This window comes from Caballeronia sp. LZ065 (assembly GCF_031450975.1).
In the GTDB taxonomy this organism is placed as follows: Bacteria; Pseudomonadota; Gammaproteobacteria; order Burkholderiales; family Burkholderiaceae; genus Caballeronia.
Genome location: NZ_JARUXV010000001.1, coordinates 446,883 through 466,489, shown reverse-complemented (window position 1 = coordinate 466,489; position 19,607 = coordinate 446,883). Strand labels below are relative to the sequence as shown.

The following is a 19,607-nucleotide window of genomic DNA, read 5'->3' as shown; positions in this document are numbered from 1 at the left end:
TCAGTGCTGCGCGTCTTCCGAAAGCGCCGCGACCAGTTCGGTCAGCAAGTCCGGATCGAGCGGCTTCTCGATCCAGCCCGTCGCGCCCGCGCTGCGCGCCGCGTTCTTGAACGGTTCGCCGTCTTCGGTCGTGAGCACCAGGATTGGCGTCGCACGGTACGCGTGGTTCGCGCGCAAAGCCATGATGAGATCGAGCCCGCTCTTGCCCGGCATGTGATGGTCGGTCAGGACGAGATCGAAGCGCTCGGCGAGCGCCCATTCCAGCCCTTCGTCGCCGTCGGACGCGACCGTCACTTCGTAGCCGGCTACCGCCAGCGTCGCCGAGATGATTTGCCGCATCGCGGCCGAGTCATCGATTGCCAGAATGTTCTTGATCATGTTTGTCTCTTGCCGTTGCCGTGATGACGGTCGAAACGGGTCCGGTCTTGAGGCTGATTTTTCGAGGGCTGCTGTTTCGCGGGCCAATGCGCTCAATGCGCCGCGCTCTTCGCCCTGATGCCCGGAATTAACTGCCCGAGCGTCGCCGGCGCGCCGTTCGCGTCCGCGCCGTTGTCGAGCGTCGCGCCCGCGCCGCCGTCGTCGCGCAGCATCGCCAGTTCCGTCTTGTGATTGAGCACGATGACGCTGATGCGCCGGTTCTCCGGATCGAACGGATCCTTCTTGTTCAGATTCTGCGTGGATGCGAGACCGAGCACGCGCATCACCTTGATTTCGTCCATCCCGCCCGCGACCAGCTCGCGACGCGATGCGTTCGCGCGGTCCGCCGACAGTTCCCAGTTGCTGTAGCCCTTCTCGCCGCCCGCGTATTTCACGGCGTCGGTATGGCCCTGCACGACGATGCGGTTCGGCACGTCGTTCAGCGTCCGGCCGATCTCGCGCAGGATGTCGCGCATGTAGGGCTGCACGGCGTTGCTGGAGAGCGCGAACATCGGGCGCTTCTGCGTATCGACAATTTCAATGCGCAAGCCCTGCTGCGTCGCTTCGATGCGGATCTGCTGCTTGAACTGGCGCAAGGTCGGATTGGCTTCGATGGCGGCCATCAGCTTGACCTGAAGATCGTGCAGACGCGCCTGCTCGCGGCGTTCGAGTTCGCCTTGCGCGGCCTTCAGCAGTTCCTCGTCGGTCGTGGACGACGCGCGCTGCGCCAGCCGCGTGCTGCCGTCCGAGCGGCGCGCGGCGCCCGGCTCTTCGCTGGAGATATCGCGGCCGCCGCCCATCAGGATGCTGTCGTCCATGCCGACGGTCTTGCCGCCGACCATCGCCGCCTTGAGCGGCATGTTGAAGTATTCGGCGATGCCGCGGCGCTGCACGGGCGAGGTCGAGGAAAGCAGCCACATGAGCAGGAAGAACGCCATCATCGCGGTCATGAAGTCCGCGTAAGCGAGTTTCCAGGCGCCGCCGTGATGACCCTTGGCACTCTTGCCAACGACGCGCTTGATGAAAATGGGACGTTCGCTGTCGTTGCTCATGGCTGAGTCCTGACCGATGGATCGTGCGCGAAGCGTCGCATCACTTCGCCTTGACCCGGCGCACGTGTTCCTCGAGTTCGGAGAACGACGGACGTTCGGTCGAGAACAGCACCTTGCGGCCGAACTCCACCGCGATGGCGGGCGCGTAGCCGTTCAGGCTCGCGAGGATCGTGACCTTGATGCACTGGAACATCTTGGTCTGCTCGGCCACGCGCTGCTCGGCCACGTTGGCGAGCGGCCCGATGAAACCGTAGGAAAGGAGAATGCCGAGGAAGGTACCGACCAGCGCCTGCGCGATCATCTCGCCGAGGATGGCGGGCGGCTGATCGGCCGAGGCCATCGTGTGCACGACGCCCATCACCGCCGCGACGATGCCGAACGCCGGCATCGCGTCGCCGACCTTGGTCAGCGCGTGCGCGGGCGCTTCGCCCTCGACGTGATGCGTTTCGATTTCCTCATCCATGAGGCTTTCGATCTCGAACGCATTCATGTTGCCGCTGACCATCAGACGCAGGTAGTCGGTCAGGAATTCGACGATGTGGTGATCCGCGAGAATCTGCGGATACTGGCTGAAGACCGGGCTCTTGGACGGATCCTCGATGTCGCCCTCGAGCGCGAGCGTGCCTTCCTTGCGGGCCTTCGCGAGCAGCACGTAGAGCAGGCCCATCAGCTCCATATACATGCCCTTGTTGTACTTCGCGCCCTTGAAGAGCGTCGGAAGGACCTGGATCGTCGCCTTGATGGTCTTGACGTTGTTGCCGAGGATGAACGCGCCGACGCCCGCGCCCACGATCATCAGGATCTCGACCGGCTGCATCAGCGCGCCGAGGTGTCCGCCTTCGATGGCATAGCCGCCGAACACGGACAGCAATGTCACGAGCGCTCCAACAAAAATCAGCACAGTCGAGTCCTCACGTTTTTGATGCGGTAAGACCGCCGTTAGGTGGTTTACGGCACTCGACTGGAAAACTTTGATGGCGCGTCAGGGCAGCCGGCAAACGTTGAAACCCACGCCGCAGAACGGGCGCGGGCCGGGTGCGGCGTCAGGCCGCAAGACTCCGCGCGGGTTCCGCAGCAGCGGCCGCTGCCTGGATCTTGCGCGTCTTGCCGGCGCGCGACGGCGGCTGGCACAGGCCGCAGACATAGCCCGCGCGCAGTTCGTATGCATGCGCGACGAAGCGTCCGCCGCAGCGGGTGCACGCGTTGGTCTGGAGCATGCCGGATTCGAAATAACGCACCAGGGTCCACGCGCGCGTGAGCGAGAGCACGGGTTCGTCGCCATACAGGGCGGCGTGTTCGAGATAAAGCCGGTAACTCTTCACGATCGCCTGGATCGTACTCTGCGCGCCGTCGGCGCCACCGTGTTCATCGATGAAACGGTAGATGCCGTGGAACAGCGACGAATGGATGTTCGGCTGCCAGGTCATGAACCAGTCGGTCGAGAACGGCAGCATGCCCTTCGGCGGCGACGCGCCCTTCAGCTCCTTGTAGAGCTTGATGAGCCGGTCGCGCGACAGGCTCGTCTCGGCTTCGAGCAGTTGCAGGCGCGCGCCGAGCTCGATGAGTTCGATCGCGAGCGTGATCTCGCGGACTTCCGCCACTACGCTTCGGGTTGCCATCGGCCGTTCGCTTCGTGCGTCAGCCGATCTGCGCGACAGGACTGTCGGCCAGCAGGATCGCCGCGTGCGCCTGCGTGAGCGCCGCGCTCTTGTCCTTGTCGGCCAGCGACGAAAGAATGGTGTGATCGTCGAAGCGGAAACGGCACAGCAGATGGCTCGACGATGCCACCTTCACGGCCTGCGCGAGCGTAAGCGAGGACAGCACCTGTGCCACTTGCTCGGACAGGCCGAGCCGGTACATCGCCGAGACGCGGTCTTCCTGCAGAAGACGCTGGGCGAGAAGCACATACGACAGATTCACCTCGCGGATTTCCACGAGCGTACTCGTAGCGCTGTTCGTCATCTTTTTCCCCGAATCGTTACGTGGCTGGTCAGGCCGGCGGGGTAACGTTTGCTCGGTTCGCAACAGTCGCGGCGAAACCGGCCCCGCACGTGTTCTCTTGTGCCAGACGATTGTCGCCGATGCTCGAAGGCGCCGCTGTCGGAGAACGTGTCCGAAGCATCGCAGGATTTCAAGGAGGTTTTGTGTAGGAATTCTTCCTACACGGCGCGAAAACGGGCCGTGACGCACCCGTGGATGCAAGAACCGGATATCGGCAGCTATTCGTCTGACTTAATGGACATCTGGCGAGTTTATTCGGTGTGAAGTTGTGCCAGCGGCGCCCGAAAGCCGGGTTCAGCGTTCGGGAACGCGACGTGCTACACACTGCCGCGCGGTCATTTTCCAGATGTGTGATTCGTCTACATTGCTGACAACACTGCAATTTCTGACTTCGTAACAGCGTTTGTTTCGTGCTGTAACAACGATAAGCGATTGAAAAATGACGTGAAATGCCGCTCTCGATCCTGATAATGAGCAGTAAGGGATAACCCGGTCGCGATGTAATCTTCATCTCCGGGCCGATCTCGGGCGGCGTCTTACCTGCGCGGCCCGCCCGAAATGGCATGTGTTGAGCGCTCGACCGGAGCGTGACTGCGATGCCTTAAATGACGCCTTAACCGGCATGGGTCCTGAGCCTGACGCGAAAGCGCCCGCTCCGCCCGAAACAGGAGAGTCACGTTATGCGAATCGCACAAATTGCACCGTTGCACGAAGCAGTACCCCCGAAGTTCTACGGCGGCACTGAGCGGGTGGTGTCCTACCTGACCGACGCACTCGTCGATCTGGGTCACGACGTCACCTTGTTCGCCAGCGGCGATTCGCAAACCAAGGCGACTCTGGAAGCCGCATGGCCGCGCGCCCTGCGTCTGGATCCGACGATCCGCGACGCCCTCGCGCCGCATATGCTGCTGCTCGAAACCGTCCGCCGCCGTGCGCACGAGTTCGACGTACTGCATTTCCACCTTGACTACATGCCGTTCCCGCTGTTCACGCAGCTGGATACGCCGTTCGTGACGACGCTGCATGGCCGTCTCGACCTGCCGGAGCTGCAACCGATCTTCAACACGTTCACGAAGGCGAACGTGATTTCGATCTCCGACAACCAGCGCGGACCGCTGCCGCAGGCCAACTGGCTGAACACCGTGTATCACGGCCTGCCGAACGAACTGCTGACGCCGCAGCAGCACAAGAAGCCGGAGTACCTGGCTTTCCTCGGCCGCATCTGCCCGGAAAAGCGTGCCGATCTGGCCATCAAGATCGCGGCGCAAAGCGGCCTGCCGCTGAAGATTGCCGCCAAGGTGGACAAGGTCGACCAGGAGTATTTCAAGACCACGATCGAGCCGCTGCTGTCGCATGCGGACGTCGAGTTCATCGGCGAGATCAACGAGGCGCAAAAGCCGGATTTCCTGTCGGGCGCAAAGGCCCTGCTGTTCCCGATCGACTGGAACGAGCCGTTCGGTCTGGTGATGATCGAATCGATGGCCTGCGGCACGCCGGTGATCGCGTTCAATCGCGGTTCGGTGCCCGAGGTGATCGATCATGGCGTGACCGGCTTCATCTGCGAGGACGTGCAGGGTGCCGTGGGTGCGTTGCAGCGTCTTGACGAACTCTCGCGCACCGAGATTCGCGCGCAGTTCGAACGCCGCTTCAGCGCGCAGACGATGGCGCAGAATTACGTCGACAGCTATACCGCCATGCTCCAGGCCGCCAAGCGCCCGGTGCTGCGCCAGGTTGCCGTCGGCTAAGCAGCCTTCCCATCCAGGCGGTCTTCGATGACCGCAGCAAGAGCCGCCCTTTGGGGCGGCTTTTTTTTCGTCTGGTGTTTGCTGAGAGCGTTACGCACGAACAATCCTAAAATTCTTCATGACGTCGTGAATACGCCGAATAACCGATCAATTTTGACAATTTGCAAAAGAAAGCGCGCTTAAACTGCGCTCGACGCGCTCATTAAGTGCTCTTTTCGAAACAGCGGCAATTCACATTTCACGAAGGCGGAAACATGAATTTATCGAAACGTCTCGGGGCCGAAATCTTCGGCACGTTCTGGCTCATCCTGGGCGGCTGTGGAAGCGCCGTGCTTGCCGCCGCCTTCCCCGAGCTCGGCATCGGATTCGCGGGTGTCGCACTGGCATTCGGTCTCACCGTGCTGACCATGGCTTATGCCATCGGCCATGTGTCCGGCTGCCATCTGAATCCAGCGGTGAGCATCGGCCTGGCAACGGCGGGGCGTTTTCCCGTGCGCGACCTCGTGCCATATATCGTTGCGCAGGTGATTGGCGCGACATTGGGGGCGTGGGTTCTCTACCTGATCGCGATCGGCAACCCGAGTTTCGATTTCACGTTGAGCGGCTTTGCCGCCAACGGCTTCGGCGAGCACTCGCCGGGACACTTCACGATGGTCGCCGCGCTGATCTGCGAGATCGCCATGACCTTCTTCTTCGTCTTCGTGATCCTCGGCGCCACCGACGAACGGGCGCCGAAAGGCTTCGCGCCGCTCGCCATTGGCCTCTGCCTGACGCTCATCCACCTGGCCTCGATTCCGGTGACCAATACCTCAGTCAATCCCGCACGCTCGACGAGCCAGGCACTCTTCGTCGGCGGCTGGGCGCTGGATCAGTTGTGGCTGTTCTGGATTGCGCCGATCGTGGGCGCAATCATCGCCGGCCTGGTCTATCCCTCGCTTACGCGTCAGGCATCCCGGCAAGATCCTCTCGAGGTACACAGCGGCGCGAGCACGATAGGGTTTCCGCTCGCCGAGACCGCCCGCGAGGCCGAATGACGGGCTGTGTGCCGAGTTGTTTGCCGAGCGTATTGATGCGCCTGTTGACGTCGAACGATTAAACCGGCGCGATAAATGTAATGCTGAATTACGAAGCATGCTTATGATTCGTCGCGCCGTTGAGTTCCATCTGCGGACCGCATGCGTGTGAGGCCCATCTGACGGGACTCACACGCGTGCGCTCCGAATCTCCGCGTTTCTTTTTCTCCTTACTGGCCCTTGCATACGGTAACAAGTCGTCGAAGCGTGTAAGACGCTGCGCCCGTACATTGGACTCATGCGACATACACGTCGCCTTCAAGGAGAAACACAATGAAGCGCATCGTCACTCACATGCTCGTCGTCGCCGGTCTTGCCATGGGTGCAGTCGGCGCAGCTCAGGCTCACAGCGACCTGCACATCGGCGTGTCGCTCGGCGGGCCCGCTTATGTGGCACCGGCTCCCGTTTATGTTCGCCCGGCTGCGCCGGCCTACCGTGCGCCGTACTACCGTCATGAAGCGCCGCGCTGGCACGACGGCCGCGACCGGGGCCATTGGAATCGCACCGGCTGGGATCATCGCGGCTATGGCAACAACTGGGGACATCGCGGCTAAGTACGCGTGACCCGCTCGCGGGAGACCACTCAAGAGCGACGGGCGGCTGGATCACACCAGCCGCCCGTTTTGCGTTGCGCGTTTCGTTCAGTCCGGCGTGTGCTCAGGCGGCGCCAGTTCGTCACGAATCTCGAACAGCTTGCGCAATTGATGCGCAACCCCCGCCTCGAAATTGTTGCCGACGCGCGGCACATCGGGCAGCCGCTTGATGAGGTCAGGATTGGCGTTGTTCATCATGAACGGATGCCCTGCGGTCTCGAGCAGATCGATGTCGTTCATGTTGTCGCCGAATGCAATGCACTGCGACGGATCGACGTCGAGCCGTTCCAGCACGAAACGCAGCGCGCGGCCCTTCGAGACGTCGGAGGTCATGACTTCGAGACAATCCGGCAACGAATACGTGACATACAGCGAGTCTCCAAACTCGCGCTCCAGACTCGCCGCGGTTTCTTTGAGATCTTCCGGCTCGCCGATGTACAACACTTTCGCGATGTTCTCGCCGTCGTGTTCGCGCAGGTCCATCACTTCGTATTTGAATCCCGAATCCTGATGGAAGACCAGCAGTTCGGGCGCATGACGGTCGATCAGCCAGGCGTCGTCGGCGAACAGATTGACGATGACGCGCCCATGCGCGCCCGCGAGCTCCGGTTGCACGAGGCGTCGCACGGCGGCCGGGTCGAGGTCGCGCGAATAGATGCGCTGATCGCCCGGCGCATGCACGCGCGCACCGTTCGACGTAATCAGATACGCGTCGACGCCAAGCACGTCGCGAATGCCGGCGACATCGCGATAATGCCGTCCCGTCGCGATGACAATGGGCACGCCGCGCGCCGCGAGCGTGCGCACGGTTTCGGCGGTGAAGGGGTCGAGCTGATGGTCGCTGTTGAGAAGCGTGCCGTCGAGATCGGTAGCGATGGCCGAGTACATGCCTGCCTTGGTCGTAGGCTCAGGCGCCGGGTGCGCTGCGTACGCGATGCGCGCGCCCTGCGTGGAGCGATGAGCGGAGGGAACCTGCCGCGAAGTGCGCCATTTTATCGTGCCGGGTCCGCGACTTCTTCGGACCCGGCTGCCGCCCGGCGTGCCAGTTCGAGCGCGCCCGCTGCCGAATCGGCACGCGGCGCGCGCATCCGCTTGCGCAACCCAACCGGCACGAACGGTTCGTACGGAACGGCGAGCCCGCCACACAAGGCAATGGGCAAGGCGCCGTGCGGGTCGAGCGCAGCCACGAGCGTTTCGATCTCCTGGGCCGCCTGCTGGAGCAACCGTGTGGCGACGGGGTGATCGCGGAAGGCGAAGACGGTGGGCGCGAGCGTGGCGTAAGCGGTTTGATTGGCGTTGCAGAGCCACACGACGAGACTGTCCCGATCCGTCGCGCCGGTTAGGGCGAGCAATTCACGGGACCAGCCGTCTTCGGCCGCCCGGCCGTCGAGCACGCGCTGCAGATGAACCACCGCGCGCAGCCCGAGCCAGGCCCCACTGGCCTCGTCGCCGCTCGGGAAGCCGTAGCCGCCGGCGATGCGGCATACCCCGGCCTCGTCCAGCGAAGCCGCGATGCTGCCCGTGCCCAACGCGACGATCACGCCGGGTTCACCGCCATGTGCGCCGACCACCGTGGTGCAGGCGTCGCTCTCGACGCGCAACGCGCGCACTTCGGGCGCGGCCGCGAGGAAGGCGGCCAGCCAGTCGGCGTTGTTCACGCCGGCGAGGCCGCAGCCGAGCGCGCAGGCACGCCAGTCGAACGGCAGCGCCGCGCTGGCGAACGCGCGGCGACACGCGTCCTCGATGGATTGCCACGCGCGCTCGACGCCAAGCCCGAGGCCCGACGGTCCGCCGCTGGAACGTGCAAGCTCGACGCCCTGCGCGTTTGCGAGAATCACGCGCGTTCCGCTACCGCCGCCGTCAATGCCGAGCAGAAAAGTGTCCGTTGCCGCGAAGGAAGTCATGGTCGAAATGGATTTCATGGACGCCAGCTTACCGGCCGCGGCGGCCTGCGCCAATTAGCCGAATGGACGAGGTGGCGGGACAGGCACGTTCCGCTATGCTGACGCGACCTTGATGACCACCGGGAACCGCACATGGCAGACACTCAACTGGCCCGCTGCGCGTGGGCAACCACCGACGCGATGATCGACTACCACGACCATGAGTGGGGCGTGCCGTCCCACGACGACCAGCATCTGTTCGAGATGCTGGTGCTCGAAGGCGCGCAGGCGGGGCTGTCCTGGTCGACCATCCTCAACAAGCGCGAGGGTTACCGCGCCTTGTTCGCGCATTTCGACATCGGCCGCGTGGCGCGCTTCACGGACCAGGACGTCGCGCGGCTCGTGCAGGACGCGCGCATCGTGCGCAATCGCGCGAAGGTTGCGTCGGCGGTGCTCAACGCGCGCGCGGTCCAGCAGATTCAGCAAGAGCACGGCTCGTTCGCGAACTTCGTCTGGTCGTTTGTTGGCGGCGTCACCATCGATACCCCGCGCGACGCGAAGCATCCCACGCCCGCATCGACGGCCGAGTCGGATGCCCTGAGCCGCGCCCTCAAGCAGTACGGCTGCAAGTTCGTTGGTACGACCATCTGTTATGCCTTCATGCAGGCGACCGGCATGGTCAACGATCACGCAGCCGGATGCATTGCCCGAACCGCTGCCAAGACCAAACGCAAGGGCGCCTCGCCAAGGTCGAAGTGAAGGTCTGCGAGTGCGGAGAGTTTTAGTTTTTTGGCCACTTTTTCGAGTGCGATGCCTCTTGCTAGGGAAAGTCCTGATATAGGCGTGTTTTTTTGCAGTGAAGCACGCGCGAAACCCCGAACAGCAAGGCTTTTGACCGGGTTTTCCGCACTGCACGAACGTACGGTACGTGTAAAAATGGCGTCCTCGCGTGCGCTGGCGCACCTTTTTACCGGACCGAACCGTTATAAAGACGGTGTACGGATCGTTCATCGAGTGTCGAAATCCGACGCGAGCACACAGGGCGAAAGTGAGACCGAACGCCCAGGCCGGGAAAAGTGCCGTGCTCGAAGCAGTAACCGGAAGGCATCAGCGTTTTTTGATGTTGCTGAACATCGCAACAACGCTGCCGTTCCGGAGCAGCAGGTGCAGGTTCTCGAATTCAAACGCATGGCCGCTGCGCAGGGGCGCAGGGGAGAAGATCATGAAAAGCTTGAACTTCCTGACCCATCAGGAGATTTTCAACAGCGCCGTCCAGCATCTGTTCCTGCAGGGACAAGCCGCATTGCTCCCGCATGGCGGCGGCGCCTATCGCGGCTACTGCGGCGGATGCCCTGTCGGCCGTTTCATCAAGCCGCGCGACTACGTCACCGCGATGGAAGGCGTGCCCATCCGCTACATCGCAAAGCCACCCGAGCATGTGCCGGCCTACATGGATGTCGGCGTCGCGGCGCTCAAGCGCGCCCTGCTCCGCGCGCGCATCAACGTGTTCGATCCCAATACCGTCGAATTGCTTTCTTGCCTGCAAAACGTGCATGACGTCTTCGGCAAGTGGGAATGGCGCGAACGTCTCTCGTCGATCGCGCGTCAGTTCGGGCTTTCTGCCGAACTTCTTAAAACGGCTGCTTGAGTACGGTAGGTGCTGTGATGTTGAGTCCGATGAAGATGTTGAGCCCCAAGGACATTTACGAACGCGTCAGCACGCATCTGCTGACCCAGCGCGCGGTGTCCGAAGACGACAACGGTTCCTGCCGCCTGCGCAGCCCGGACGGCCGCAAGTGCGCGATTGGTTCGCTCGTGCGTGACGATCTGTACGAAGCGGCGCTGGAAGGCGTCGGCATTTCTTACTATCGGCATGCGCAGGACGGCGAGCTGATGCGCGCGCTCTACGCGTCGAATGTGAACGCCTACGATCCCAACATCATCGATCTGCTGATCGAACTCGAACAGGTTCACGACGACGCCGACGTGGAAGAGTGGCCGCATCTGCTGGCGGCGCTCGGCAAGCGTCACGCGTTCGTCTGACGCCGGTTTCTCTCACACAAAGCAAAACGGCGGTGCGCCCTCACGGGTCGCACCGCCGTTTTGCCATGCAAGCCGAGGACGACACTCCCCGGCTTGCACGCGATGCTTAGTGCATCTTCTTCGGCAGCATCTGGCTGCGCAGGCGCTTGCGCAGACGCGCGACAGCGGCTGCCTTCTTGCGCTTGCGCGCGGTGGTCGGCTTTTCGTACGACTGGCGCTCGCGCAGTTCGGCGATGGTGCCGTTGCGCTCGATGGTGCGGCGGAAACGCCGAATCGCGACATCGAACGGCTCGTTTTCTTTGAGGACGATAGTGGTCATGTAAATCCTGGTTTGCTAAACGTATTTCTAAGCGCGCGACGATGAAACCGCCGCGCCCCGGCACTCCGATCGTCCACCGGACGCGGCACTGGATGACACCAGACAGCGCGGCGCAACGGACACGAGCAAAGCGGCCACGGAGGCCGGAACAGAGAGAGTTGGGATTCAGCCGCCGAAGCGGCATGCGCATTCGAAAGAACGACGTGAACGCGCGATTCGGAGCCGTTCGCCGCCGGATGTTGACAGTGTCGCTGTGGACGTTGTCATTCGGAAGCGAAGGCAGAAAATCGGGCACATTTCTCGATTCGGGCGCGATGTTACCAGAACAGCGCGCCGCTGCCAACACCTCGAGCCGCCCAACTCCTTGATGTGACAGATTATTTCTGCCACGCACTGGCTTCGTCGAGGAGCCTGACGTCTTCGCTCGACAAGACAAGGCGCGTCGCGGCCGCGAGGCTTTCCAGTTGTGCGACGGACGTGGCGCTCGCGATCGGCGCCGTGATGCCCGGACGCGCAATGAGCCACGCGAGCGCGATCGTCGCAGGCGTCGTGTCGTTGCGCTTCGCGACTTCGTCGAGTGCATCGAGGATCTTCAGGCCGCGTGCGTCCAGATATTTCTCGACGCGCGAGCCGCGCGCCTTGTTCTGCGTGTCCGCCTTAGAACGGTACTTGCCCGACAGAAAGCCGCTCGCCAGCGCGTAGTAAGGCACGACCGCCACCTTGTGCTTCTCCACGACCGGTTCGAGAGCAGTCTCATAGGCTTCGCGATCGTAAAGGTTGTATTCGGGCTGAAGGATCTGATAGCTCGGCAAGCCCGAGTCCTTCGCGATCTTCAAGGCTTCTTCCAGACGCTCGCCGGTGTAATTCGACGCGCCGATCACCCTGACCTTTCCCGCCTGGATCAGCTTCTGATAGGCGTTGAGCGTCTCGTCGAGCGAGGTGGCTTCGTCGTCGTGATGCGAGAAATAGACATCGATGTAATCGGTCTTCAGCCGCCGGAGCGAATCGTCGACGGCTGCGGCGATGTTCGCGGCCGTCAGCCCCGGGCGCGTGCTGAGCTTGCCCACTTTCGTCGCGAGCACGATCTTGCGGCGCTTGCCGCTCTCCTTGAACCACTTGCCGATGATCGTCTCGGATTCACCGCCCTGATGACCTTCGACCCAGGCGGAATAAACATCGGCGGTATCGATGAAATTAAGTCCGTGATCGACGAATGCGTCGAGGATGGAAAACGACGTGCGTTCGTCGGCGGTCCAGCCAAATACATTGCCGCCAAATACTAAAGGCGCGACTTTCAAATCCGATATACCGACATTACGTGTCTGCATGAATGCTCCGAATCCGCGTGGAAGAGGGACTGAAAAGCATACGCGTGATTCGGAAGGCTTGCTGGGCGGGCCTTCGAAGGCTTTCGACACTATTCGTTACACAAATCGGTTAGCCCGGCCTTAAGTTTTTTTCGAGTGGCCCGATAACCTCAAGTAGGCGGCCGGCTATCACCGAGCGCAGGACCGCCAGGCAACAACTCGGTGCCATTAGCCAAAGCCAGATAAGTCTCCCAGGAGAGAACAAATGATCGGTATCAATAGCAATATCAACTCGCTGGTTGCTCAGCAGAACCTCAACAGCACGCAAAGCGCGCTGTCTTCGGCGATCACCCGCCTGTCGTCGGGCAAGCGCATCAACAGCGCGGCCGACGATGCAGCAGGCCAGGCCATCGCTTCGCGCATGACCTCGCAGATCAACGGTTTGAATCAAGGTGTGTCGAACGCCAACGACGGCGTCTCGATGACCCAGACGGCTGCTTCGGGCCTGTCGCAGATCTCGGACAACCTGCAACGTATTCGCCAGCTGGCCGTGCAGGCTTCGAGCGGCTCGCTGTCGTCGAGCGACCAGGCTTCGCTGCAAAAGGAAGTGACGCAGCGTATCGCTGAAGTGAACCGTATCGCTTCGCAAACGACCTACAACGGCACGAACGTGCTCGACGGCTCGGCTGGCACGGTGTCGTTCCAGGTTGGCGCGAACGTCGGCCAGACGATCGGTATCGATCTGAGCAACGGCGTGTCCGCAGCTCAACTCGGTGGCGGTCTGCCGCAACAAGGCGCGACGATCGGTACGCTGTCGGGCCTGAGCCTGACGAGCGCAGGTGCTGCAACGACCGGTACGACCAAGGCCGACATCACGTCGATCAACGTGCTGGCTGACGGCAAGGGCGGTTTCACGTTCACCGACCAGAACAACCAGGCACTGTCCAGCGCCGCAACGACCGCGCTGTTCTCGGGCACGACGGCCGGCACGGGCACGTCGCTGACGCTGACGGCCAACACCGCGGGCGCACTCGGCACGGCGACGCAAACAAGCGCGAAGACGGCAGCTCAAACCGCACTGACCGCACTGAACACGGCCAGCGCTGCTGCAACGCTTCCGACGACGGGCAACACCGCAGTGTTCGGCACGGTCTCGGGCCTGAACGTGGACGCCACTGGCGCTGCCGCTGCGGCCGGCGCGGGCACGATCACGTCGATCACCATCACGCAGAAGGATGATGGCACGATGACGTACACCGACCAGAACGGCAATGATGCTGCTGCCGCTGGCGCTGCCCTGTTCACCGTCACTGCAAACGCGGGTACGCCGGCGAACGGCAGCTCGGTCGCGTTCAAGACTACCGGCGCTCTCGGCACGACGCCGACCGGCTTCTCCCTGAACAACTCCAACGCCACGGCCGCCACGACCGGCATCGCTCAAGCGAACGCGCAAAACGTGCCGCCGAAGGTTTCCGACATCGACCTGACGAAGGCCAATGGCGCGAACCTCGCGATCGAATCGATCGACAACGCATTGAACGACGTCAACTCGATTCAAGCTGACCTCGGCGCCGCGCAAAACCGCTTCTCGTCGATCGCTGCCACGCAGACGGCTCAGTCGACCAACCTGTCGTCGGCACAGTCGCAAATCACCGACGCGAACTTCGCGCAGGAAACCGCGAACCTGTCGAAGGCTCAAGTGCTGCAACAAGCTGGTATCTCGGTGCTGGCTCAAGCGAACTCGATGCCCCAGCAAGTTCTGAAGCTCCTCGGCTAAGCATCACAGCCGGCGTAGCAAGGCGGCGCGCATCAGGCAGTACAATGCGCGCCGCACGCAACAAATCGCAACAAAGCGCAGCAAAAGCATCAAAGCAGTCAGCGCAAAGGGAGCTCGTCTCCCTACGCGCGTTTTCGGAAGATGACGACTTCCGCCCTATTCCAAACGATCGCGAAGCAACACGAGCGGAGCACACATGACCACCGTAGCCACGACATCGAGTTCCACTGTCGATCCGACCAGCGCCGTACAACAGGCCGCACAGTCGATCATCAGCGGTTCGACCAACTCGACGATGGACGTGAACTCGCTCGTCACCGCGATCGTCAACGCGAAGGTCGCAGGCCAGACCGACGCGCTCAACAACAAGAAGACCGCCGACAACACGCAGCTCACCGCGATCGGCACGCTCAAGTCCGTGCTGTCGCTGCTGCAAAGCTCGATCACGAATCTCGCCAACGGCAAGACGCTCGGCTCGTTCACCGCCACCGCCGACGGCAAGGGCCTCACCGGCAGCGCCGACACCACGGCAGTGGCCGGCAGCTACGCGGTCAACGTACAGAACATCGCTTCGGCACAATCGATCACGTCCGGCACGTTCTCGACCACCGACGCGCTCGGCACCGGCTCGATCACGCTGAAGGTCGGCAACAACAGCAGCACGATCAAGCTCGACAGCAGCAACAACACGCTCTCGGGCATTGTGTCGGCGATCAACTCGGCATCCGACAATCCCGGCGTCACCGCGACTATCGTCAACGGCTCGGACGGCGCGCACCTCGTGCTGCGCTCCACGTCGACGGGTCTCGGCAACCAGATCGGCGTCGATGTCACGGCGGACGACAGCACCTCCGCCATCAACAAGCTTCAGGTCAGCTCGTCCACCACGACAACCGATCCGGACCCAACCGATCCGACCAAGACCATCACCGTCCCCGAGCACACCACGATCAGCAGCACCAGCGGCTGGACGCAATCCAGCGCGGGCGTGGACTCGCATTTGACGGTGGCCGGCACGCCGGTCACGAGTTCGAGCAACACGATCAAGGAAGCCGTGACGGGCGTCACGATGAACATCACCGCGGACTCGGTCGGCACGACGCAGACGCTCACGATCGGCCAGGACGTCACCGGCCAGAAGACCGCCATCGATGCCTTCGTCACCGCGTATAACAACTTCGTCAGCACGGCGTCGTCGCTGACGTCCTTCGACTCGACCGCCAGCTCGCAAGGTGCGCTGCTCGGCGACTCGATGATGAACACGATCAAGAACACGATCTCCAGCACGATCAGCAAGGGCATCGGCGTGGGCACGGGCAAGGTGAACCTGGCGTCGATCGGCATCACGCTGCAGCCGGACGGCACGCTCTCGACCGACGAAGACGCGCTCACCAACGCGCTCACCAACAGCAGCGGCACGGTCGCCTCGCTGTTCAACTCGACCGACGGCGTGGCCGCGCAGCTCAACACGAGCCTGACGGCGTTCCTGCAGACCGGCGGCATCATCGACACGCGCACGACCGCGCTCAACGACGACCTGACCAGCATCGCCGATCAGCAGACGCAGCTCACCGCGTACACCGCGCAGCTGACCACCTCGTACAACGATCAGTTCACGGCGCTCAACTCGTTGATGTCGTCGATGGCGACGCAGTCCAGCTATCTGACCGCCCTCTTCGGCGGCACCAATAGCGCCGGCGCGCTGGCCACCAACAAGAGCTAAGGACGGGACATGAACCAGCACGAACTGATTCAGGAAGCCTGGTCGCTGACCGAGGCAATCGAAACGGCAGTGGGCAACGAAGACTGGGCCCGCGCCGCCGAACTGACCCAAGCGCGCGCACCGCTCGTCATGGCAATGCGGGCCGAGCAGCCGGTGGAGTCGCTCGCGGTCATCCGCAGGATCCAGGCGAGCATGGATGCCGTCGCATCGCGCGCGCAGATGGCGCAGACGGCGCTTGCCGCGAACTATCGCCGTTCGATGGATGGCGCCAAAGCCGCAAGCCGCTATCAACAAGCCGCGCGCTTCTAAAGTTCTCAGCTGCCGCGCCGATAACACAAGAACAACAAGAACAACGCGTCGATGTCGGATGCGCTGCTTCGCTCTTGATGCCCGCCTCGTGCGGGCATTCTTATTTGCGGCGCGGCTGCAGGGTTCTGGCTTCAAGGCATCCGCTTCAACGCATCTGCATCAACGGCTCCGCTTCGGCGTCCCCGCTTCAACGTCTCTGCGTCAGCGCCTCCGCTTCAACGCCTCCGCATCCACGCCCCGCTTCAACGCCGCCGTTTCATCGTCCCAGCGTCAACGCCAGATACGCCGCATACAGCACGCCGTTCCCCAGCAACGCCCACAGCACCACGCCATTCGGCTTCGCGTTGAAGCGCAGCCAAGCCGCCGCCGCCAGCGTGATCAACACGCCGGTCAGCACTTCCACACGCGGTTCCCACGGCGTCAGCATGATGCCGATCGCGGGCAGCAAGGTGCCCTGGAACACCATCGCGCCGGTGATGTTGCCGAACGCGAGCGTGTCCTTGCCTCTGCGCGCCCACAGGATGCTGTTCACCTTTTCGGGCAATTCGGTGGCGATCGGAATGATGATCAGCGACAGCAGCAGCGCGGAAATGCCGAGTGCCTGCGACACCCCTTCGACGCCGTGGATGAAGCCCTTCGCGCCGCCCACCAGCAACACGATACCCACCAGAAACTGCAGCATGATGCTGCCCATGGACGTCTTCAACCCCAGGCGTGAAGCAAATAGCGCTTCCGGCGCTTCGGTGCCGTGCCCACTTTCGACCAGGTTCGCCGACGCCCTGAACGTCGAGATCACATACAGCACGTACAGCCCGACGAGCCCCGCTGCGAACATCGCCCGCACGGGCCACGCGTGATGCGGGACGAACATCGCCGCGCACGCGATCAGGAACGCGAACAGGAAGAAGTTGAGATCCCGCGTGAAACCGCTGCGCTCCGGCACGATCCGTCCATGCAGACCGCGCGACTGGAGTACCGCGATCGTCATCAGGCAGGTGGAGAGCGTCGCGAGCATCAGCGGGGCGCCGAGAATCGCGCCGACGCCGATTTCCTCGTTGACCGCGCGACTGGGCGTGCCGCCGAGCAGGGCGATGATCGGCACCGTGGTTTCGGGCAGCGCAGTGCCGACGGCGGCGAACAGCGAGCCGGTCACGCCTTCGGAAATGCCGAGCCGCTCGCCGAGATGTTCGAGCGCGTTCGTGAAGAGTTCGGACGCGATCAGGATGATCGCGAGCATCAGCGCGAGTTCGATGAAGAGCATCGTCATGCGGCACCTCGCATGAAGCGATGCGACGAACGCGACGGATGCGTCGAAAGACGCGTGAGAGGGAGACGTTGTAGTTGTAGGGACACGATCTTTCCACGGCCGGACGCTGAGCGAACCACGATGCACCACGCGCCGTCCGGCCAGGAACGACGCAGTGCATCGATGGTCTCGCCAAACCGGTCCGGTCGAACGCGCCACGGCAGCAGGGCCGAGGATGTTGACGCGTTCTCCTTCGCACGAAGCGCACGAAGGAAGGCTACTCCCCAAAGACGGCGCAAGTGTAGCCCGAGGCCTCCCGTTTCGGCAAGCCGCGCCTTTTCGCCTGGCTCACGATAGACATATGCGTATGCGGATCGAATCGTTGTCGATGCAACGAGCATTCGCTATGCTGGCCGCGCCGGGCGCGCTGCTTGCTGCGCCTGCCGACCGACCCTCGGACCTGATCCGCCAACCAGAACGAAACGCCGTGTGACCATCGGGTCACGGGAGATCTCATGCGCCTGACATTCGTCGCCGCCGCCGCCGCCGCGGCCATCCTGCTCGCCGCGCCGGGCATCGCGCTGTCGAAGCCGCTCACCGTCTGCACCGAAGCGTCGCCGGATGGCTTCGACGTCGTGCAGTTCAACTCGCTCGTGACCACCAACGCTTCCGCCGATGTCATCTTCAACACGCTCGTCGCCTACGACGAAGCCGCGAAGAAGGTCGCGCCCGCGCTCGCCGAGAAGTGGGACGTGAGCAGCGACGGCCTCACGTACACCTTCCATCTGCGTCCGAACGTGCAGTTCCAGACGACCGAGTGGTTCAAGCCGACGCGGGCGCTCGACGCCGACGACGTCGTGTTCACCTTCTCGCGCATGCTCGACGACACCAATGCGTGGCACAAGGTCGCGGGCGCAAGCGGCTTTCCGCATGCGCAGTCGATGGGTCTCGTGAAGCTCATCAAGGCCGTGACCAAGGTCGATGACCACACCGTGAAATTCGAGCTCAACGAACCCAACGCCACTTTCGTGCCGATCCTCACGATGGGTTTCGCTTCCATCTATTCGGCCGAATACGCCGACAAGCTGCTCAAGGCGAACCAGCAGACCGACCTGAACAGCAAGCCGATCGGCACCGGTCCGTTCGCGCTGAAGAGCTATACGAAGGACTCCGTGATCCGCTACGACGTGAACCCGGCCTACTGGGGACCGAAGCCGAAGATCGACCGGCTGATCTACGCGATCACGCCGGACGCCGCCGTGCGCGCGCAGAAGATCAAGGCGGGCGAATGCCAGATCGCGCTGTCGCCGAAGCCGCAGGACGTCACTGACGCGAAGAAGGACCACGCGCTGAAAGTGAGCGAAACGCCGGCCTTCATGACAGCGTTCGTCGCGCTCAATACGGAGAAGAAGCCGCTCGACAATCCCAAGGTGCGGCAGGCGATCAACATGGCGTTCGATCGCACGACCTACATGAAGACCGTGTTCGACAACACCGGTACGGCCGCGGTGAATCCGTATCCGCCGAATACGTGGAGCTATGACAAGAACATCGCGGCCTATAAATACTCGCCGGATGCAGCGAAAAAGCTGCTCGCCGAAGCGGGCTTCCCGAACGGTTTCGACACGACCATCTGGGTGCGTCCGAACGGCAGCGTGCTGAACCCGAATCCGAAGGTCGGCGCCGAGTTGCTGCAGGCGGACCTGGCGAAGATCGGCGTGAAGGCGCAGGTGAAAGTAATCGAGTGGGGCGAGCTGATCCGCTCGGCGAAGCTGGGTCAGCACGACATGCTCTTCATGGGCTGGGCTGGCGACAACGGCGACCCCGACAACTATCTGTCGCCGCTGTTCAGCTGCAACGCGGTGAAGTCCGGCATCAACTTCGCGCGTTACTGCGACCCGCAACTCGACAAGCTCATCGCCGACGGCAAGGCGACGCCGGATATCGCCAAGCGGACGCAGTCATACATGGGCGCGCAGAAGATCATTCACGATCAGGCACTGTGGATTCCGCTCGTCTACCCGACCGCCGCCGCCCTCACGCGCGCGAACGTCAGCGGCTTCAACGTGAGCCCGTTCGGGCGGCTGAACCTGGGTGGCGTGTCGGTGCAGTAAGTGC

At 62.7% G+C, this 19,607-nt stretch carries 20 protein-coding genes and 1 riboswitch; of the genes, 10 read left to right on the top strand and 10 right to left on the bottom strand.

The window, feature by feature from the left end:
• From QCE63_RS02185 to flhD, 5 genes are all read right to left on the bottom strand, one after another.
• Entirely contained in the window at positions 1-378 is a 378-nt protein-coding gene (locus QCE63_RS02185) for a response regulator (protein WP_309830096.1), read from the bottom strand.
• Between the two features lie 92 nt (positions 379-470).
• Entirely contained in the window at positions 471-1,469 is a 999-nt protein-coding gene (gene motB / locus QCE63_RS02180; RefSeq protein ID WP_309830094.1) for a flagellar motor protein MotB, read from the bottom strand.
• A gap of 40 nt (positions 1,470-1,509) precedes the next feature.
• Positions 1,510-2,370 carry a flagellar motor stator protein MotA gene (gene motA / locus QCE63_RS02175; RefSeq protein ID WP_309830092.1) on the bottom strand — a complete coding sequence of 287 codons (861 nt, stop codon included), beginning with the start codon at positions 2,368-2,370 and terminating at the stop codon, positions 1,510-1,512.
• 142 nt (positions 2,371-2,512) lie between these two features.
• Positions 2,513-3,088: a flagellar transcriptional regulator FlhC gene (gene flhC / locus QCE63_RS02170; RefSeq protein ID WP_309830090.1), complete on the bottom strand. Its 576-nt coding sequence runs from the start codon at positions 3,086-3,088 to the stop codon at positions 2,513-2,515.
• A 19-nt stretch (positions 3,089-3,107) separates the two neighbouring features.
• Positions 3,108-3,431 (bottom strand): flagellar transcriptional regulator FlhD, encoded by a 324-nt coding sequence (gene flhD / locus QCE63_RS02165; RefSeq protein WP_309807015.1) that lies wholly within the window; start codon positions 3,429-3,431, stop codon positions 3,108-3,110.
• 719 nt (positions 3,432-4,150) lie between these two features.
• On the opposite strand from flhD, the gene QCE63_RS02160 reads away from it, so the two are divergent.
• From QCE63_RS02160 to QCE63_RS02150, 3 genes are all read left to right on the top strand, one after another.
• Positions 4,151-5,215, top strand: a complete 1,065-nt coding sequence (locus tag QCE63_RS02160) for a glycosyltransferase family 4 protein (RefSeq protein ID WP_309830088.1) — start codon at positions 4,151-4,153, stop codon at positions 5,213-5,215.
• Positions 5,216-5,469: 254 nt separating this feature from the next.
• Positions 5,470-6,249: an aquaporin Z gene (aqpZ, locus tag QCE63_RS02155; protein WP_309830086.1), complete on the top strand. Its 780-nt coding sequence runs from the start codon at positions 5,470-5,472 to the stop codon at positions 6,247-6,249.
• A 312-nt stretch (positions 6,250-6,561) separates the two neighbouring features.
• Positions 6,562-6,843, top strand: a complete 282-nt coding sequence (locus QCE63_RS02150; protein WP_309830085.1) for a hypothetical protein — start codon at positions 6,562-6,564, stop codon at positions 6,841-6,843.
• An 87-nt stretch (positions 6,844-6,930) separates the two neighbouring features.
• On the opposite strand, the gene QCE63_RS02145 is transcribed toward QCE63_RS02150, so the two are convergent.
• Both QCE63_RS02145 and QCE63_RS02140 read right to left on the bottom strand, forming a co-directional pair.
• Complete coding sequence (locus QCE63_RS02145) at positions 6,931-7,770, bottom strand: Cof-type HAD-IIB family hydrolase (RefSeq protein WP_309830083.1); 840 nt, start codon at positions 7,768-7,770, stop codon at positions 6,931-6,933.
• Between the two features lie 104 nt (positions 7,771-7,874).
• Entirely contained in the window at positions 7,875-8,804 is a 930-nt protein-coding gene (locus tag QCE63_RS02140) for a BadF/BadG/BcrA/BcrD ATPase family protein (protein WP_309830081.1), read from the bottom strand.
• A gap of 114 nt (positions 8,805-8,918) precedes the next feature.
• Between QCE63_RS02140 and QCE63_RS02135 the strand changes: the two genes are divergently transcribed.
• From QCE63_RS02135 to QCE63_RS02125, 3 genes are all read left to right on the top strand, one after another.
• Positions 8,919-9,524: a DNA-3-methyladenine glycosylase I gene (locus QCE63_RS02135; RefSeq protein ID WP_309830079.1), complete on the top strand. Its 606-nt coding sequence runs from the start codon at positions 8,919-8,921 to the stop codon at positions 9,522-9,524.
• A 463-nt stretch (positions 9,525-9,987) separates the two neighbouring features.
• Positions 9,988-10,413, top strand: coding sequence for a hypothetical protein (locus QCE63_RS02130; RefSeq protein ID WP_309833647.1), 426 nt, complete (start codon positions 9,988-9,990; stop codon positions 10,411-10,413).
• A 29-nt stretch (positions 10,414-10,442) separates the two neighbouring features.
• Positions 10,443-10,808, top strand: coding sequence for a hypothetical protein (locus QCE63_RS02125; protein WP_309830076.1), 366 nt, complete (start codon positions 10,443-10,445; stop codon positions 10,806-10,808).
• A 106-nt stretch (positions 10,809-10,914) separates the two neighbouring features.
• Here QCE63_RS02125 and rpsU read toward each other — a convergent pair whose 3' ends face one another.
• Positions 10,915-11,127: a 30S ribosomal protein S21 gene (gene rpsU, locus QCE63_RS02120; RefSeq protein WP_309807007.1), complete on the bottom strand. Its 213-nt coding sequence runs from the start codon at positions 11,125-11,127 to the stop codon at positions 10,915-10,917.
• Between the two features lie 377 nt (positions 11,128-11,504).
• The gene (locus QCE63_RS02115) at positions 11,505-12,455 is read right to left on the bottom strand and encodes an aldo/keto reductase (protein ID WP_309830074.1); all 951 of its coding nucleotides are present in this window, start codon (positions 12,453-12,455) and stop codon (positions 11,505-11,507) included.
• Between the two features lie 244 nt (positions 12,456-12,699).
• Here QCE63_RS02115 and QCE63_RS02110 point away from each other — a divergent pair, with 244 nt between their 5' ends.
• From QCE63_RS02110 to QCE63_RS02100, 3 genes are all read left to right on the top strand, one after another.
• Positions 12,700-14,211, top strand: a complete 1,512-nt coding sequence (locus QCE63_RS02110) for a flagellin (RefSeq protein WP_309830072.1) — start codon at positions 12,700-12,702, stop codon at positions 14,209-14,211.
• A gap of 196 nt (positions 14,212-14,407) precedes the next feature.
• The gene (gene fliD, locus QCE63_RS02105; RefSeq protein ID WP_309830070.1) at positions 14,408-15,934 is read left to right on the top strand and encodes a flagellar filament capping protein FliD; all 1,527 of its coding nucleotides are present in this window, start codon (positions 14,408-14,410) and stop codon (positions 15,932-15,934) included.
• A 9-nt stretch (positions 15,935-15,943) separates the two neighbouring features.
• Positions 15,944-16,243: a flagellar protein FliT gene (locus QCE63_RS02100; RefSeq protein ID WP_309830068.1), complete on the top strand. Its 300-nt coding sequence runs from the start codon at positions 15,944-15,946 to the stop codon at positions 16,241-16,243.
• Between the two features lie 256 nt (positions 16,244-16,499).
• Here the strand turns inward: QCE63_RS02100 and QCE63_RS02095 are convergent, their stop codons facing one another.
• Positions 16,500-17,510, bottom strand: a complete 1,011-nt coding sequence (locus QCE63_RS02095) for a sodium:calcium antiporter (protein WP_309830065.1) — start codon at positions 17,508-17,510, stop codon at positions 16,500-16,502.
• A gap of 97 nt (positions 17,511-17,607) precedes the next feature.
• A riboswitch (yybP-ykoY riboswitch) is annotated at positions 17,608-17,792 on the bottom strand.
• Positions 17,793-18,004: 212 nt separating this feature from the next.
• On the opposite strand from QCE63_RS02095, the gene QCE63_RS02090 reads away from it, so the two are divergent.
• On the top strand, positions 18,005-19,603 hold the full coding sequence (locus tag QCE63_RS02090; protein ID WP_309830063.1) for an ABC transporter substrate-binding protein: 1,599 nt from the start codon (positions 18,005-18,007) through the stop codon (positions 19,601-19,603).
• Positions 19,604-19,607 lie beyond the last annotated feature (4 nt).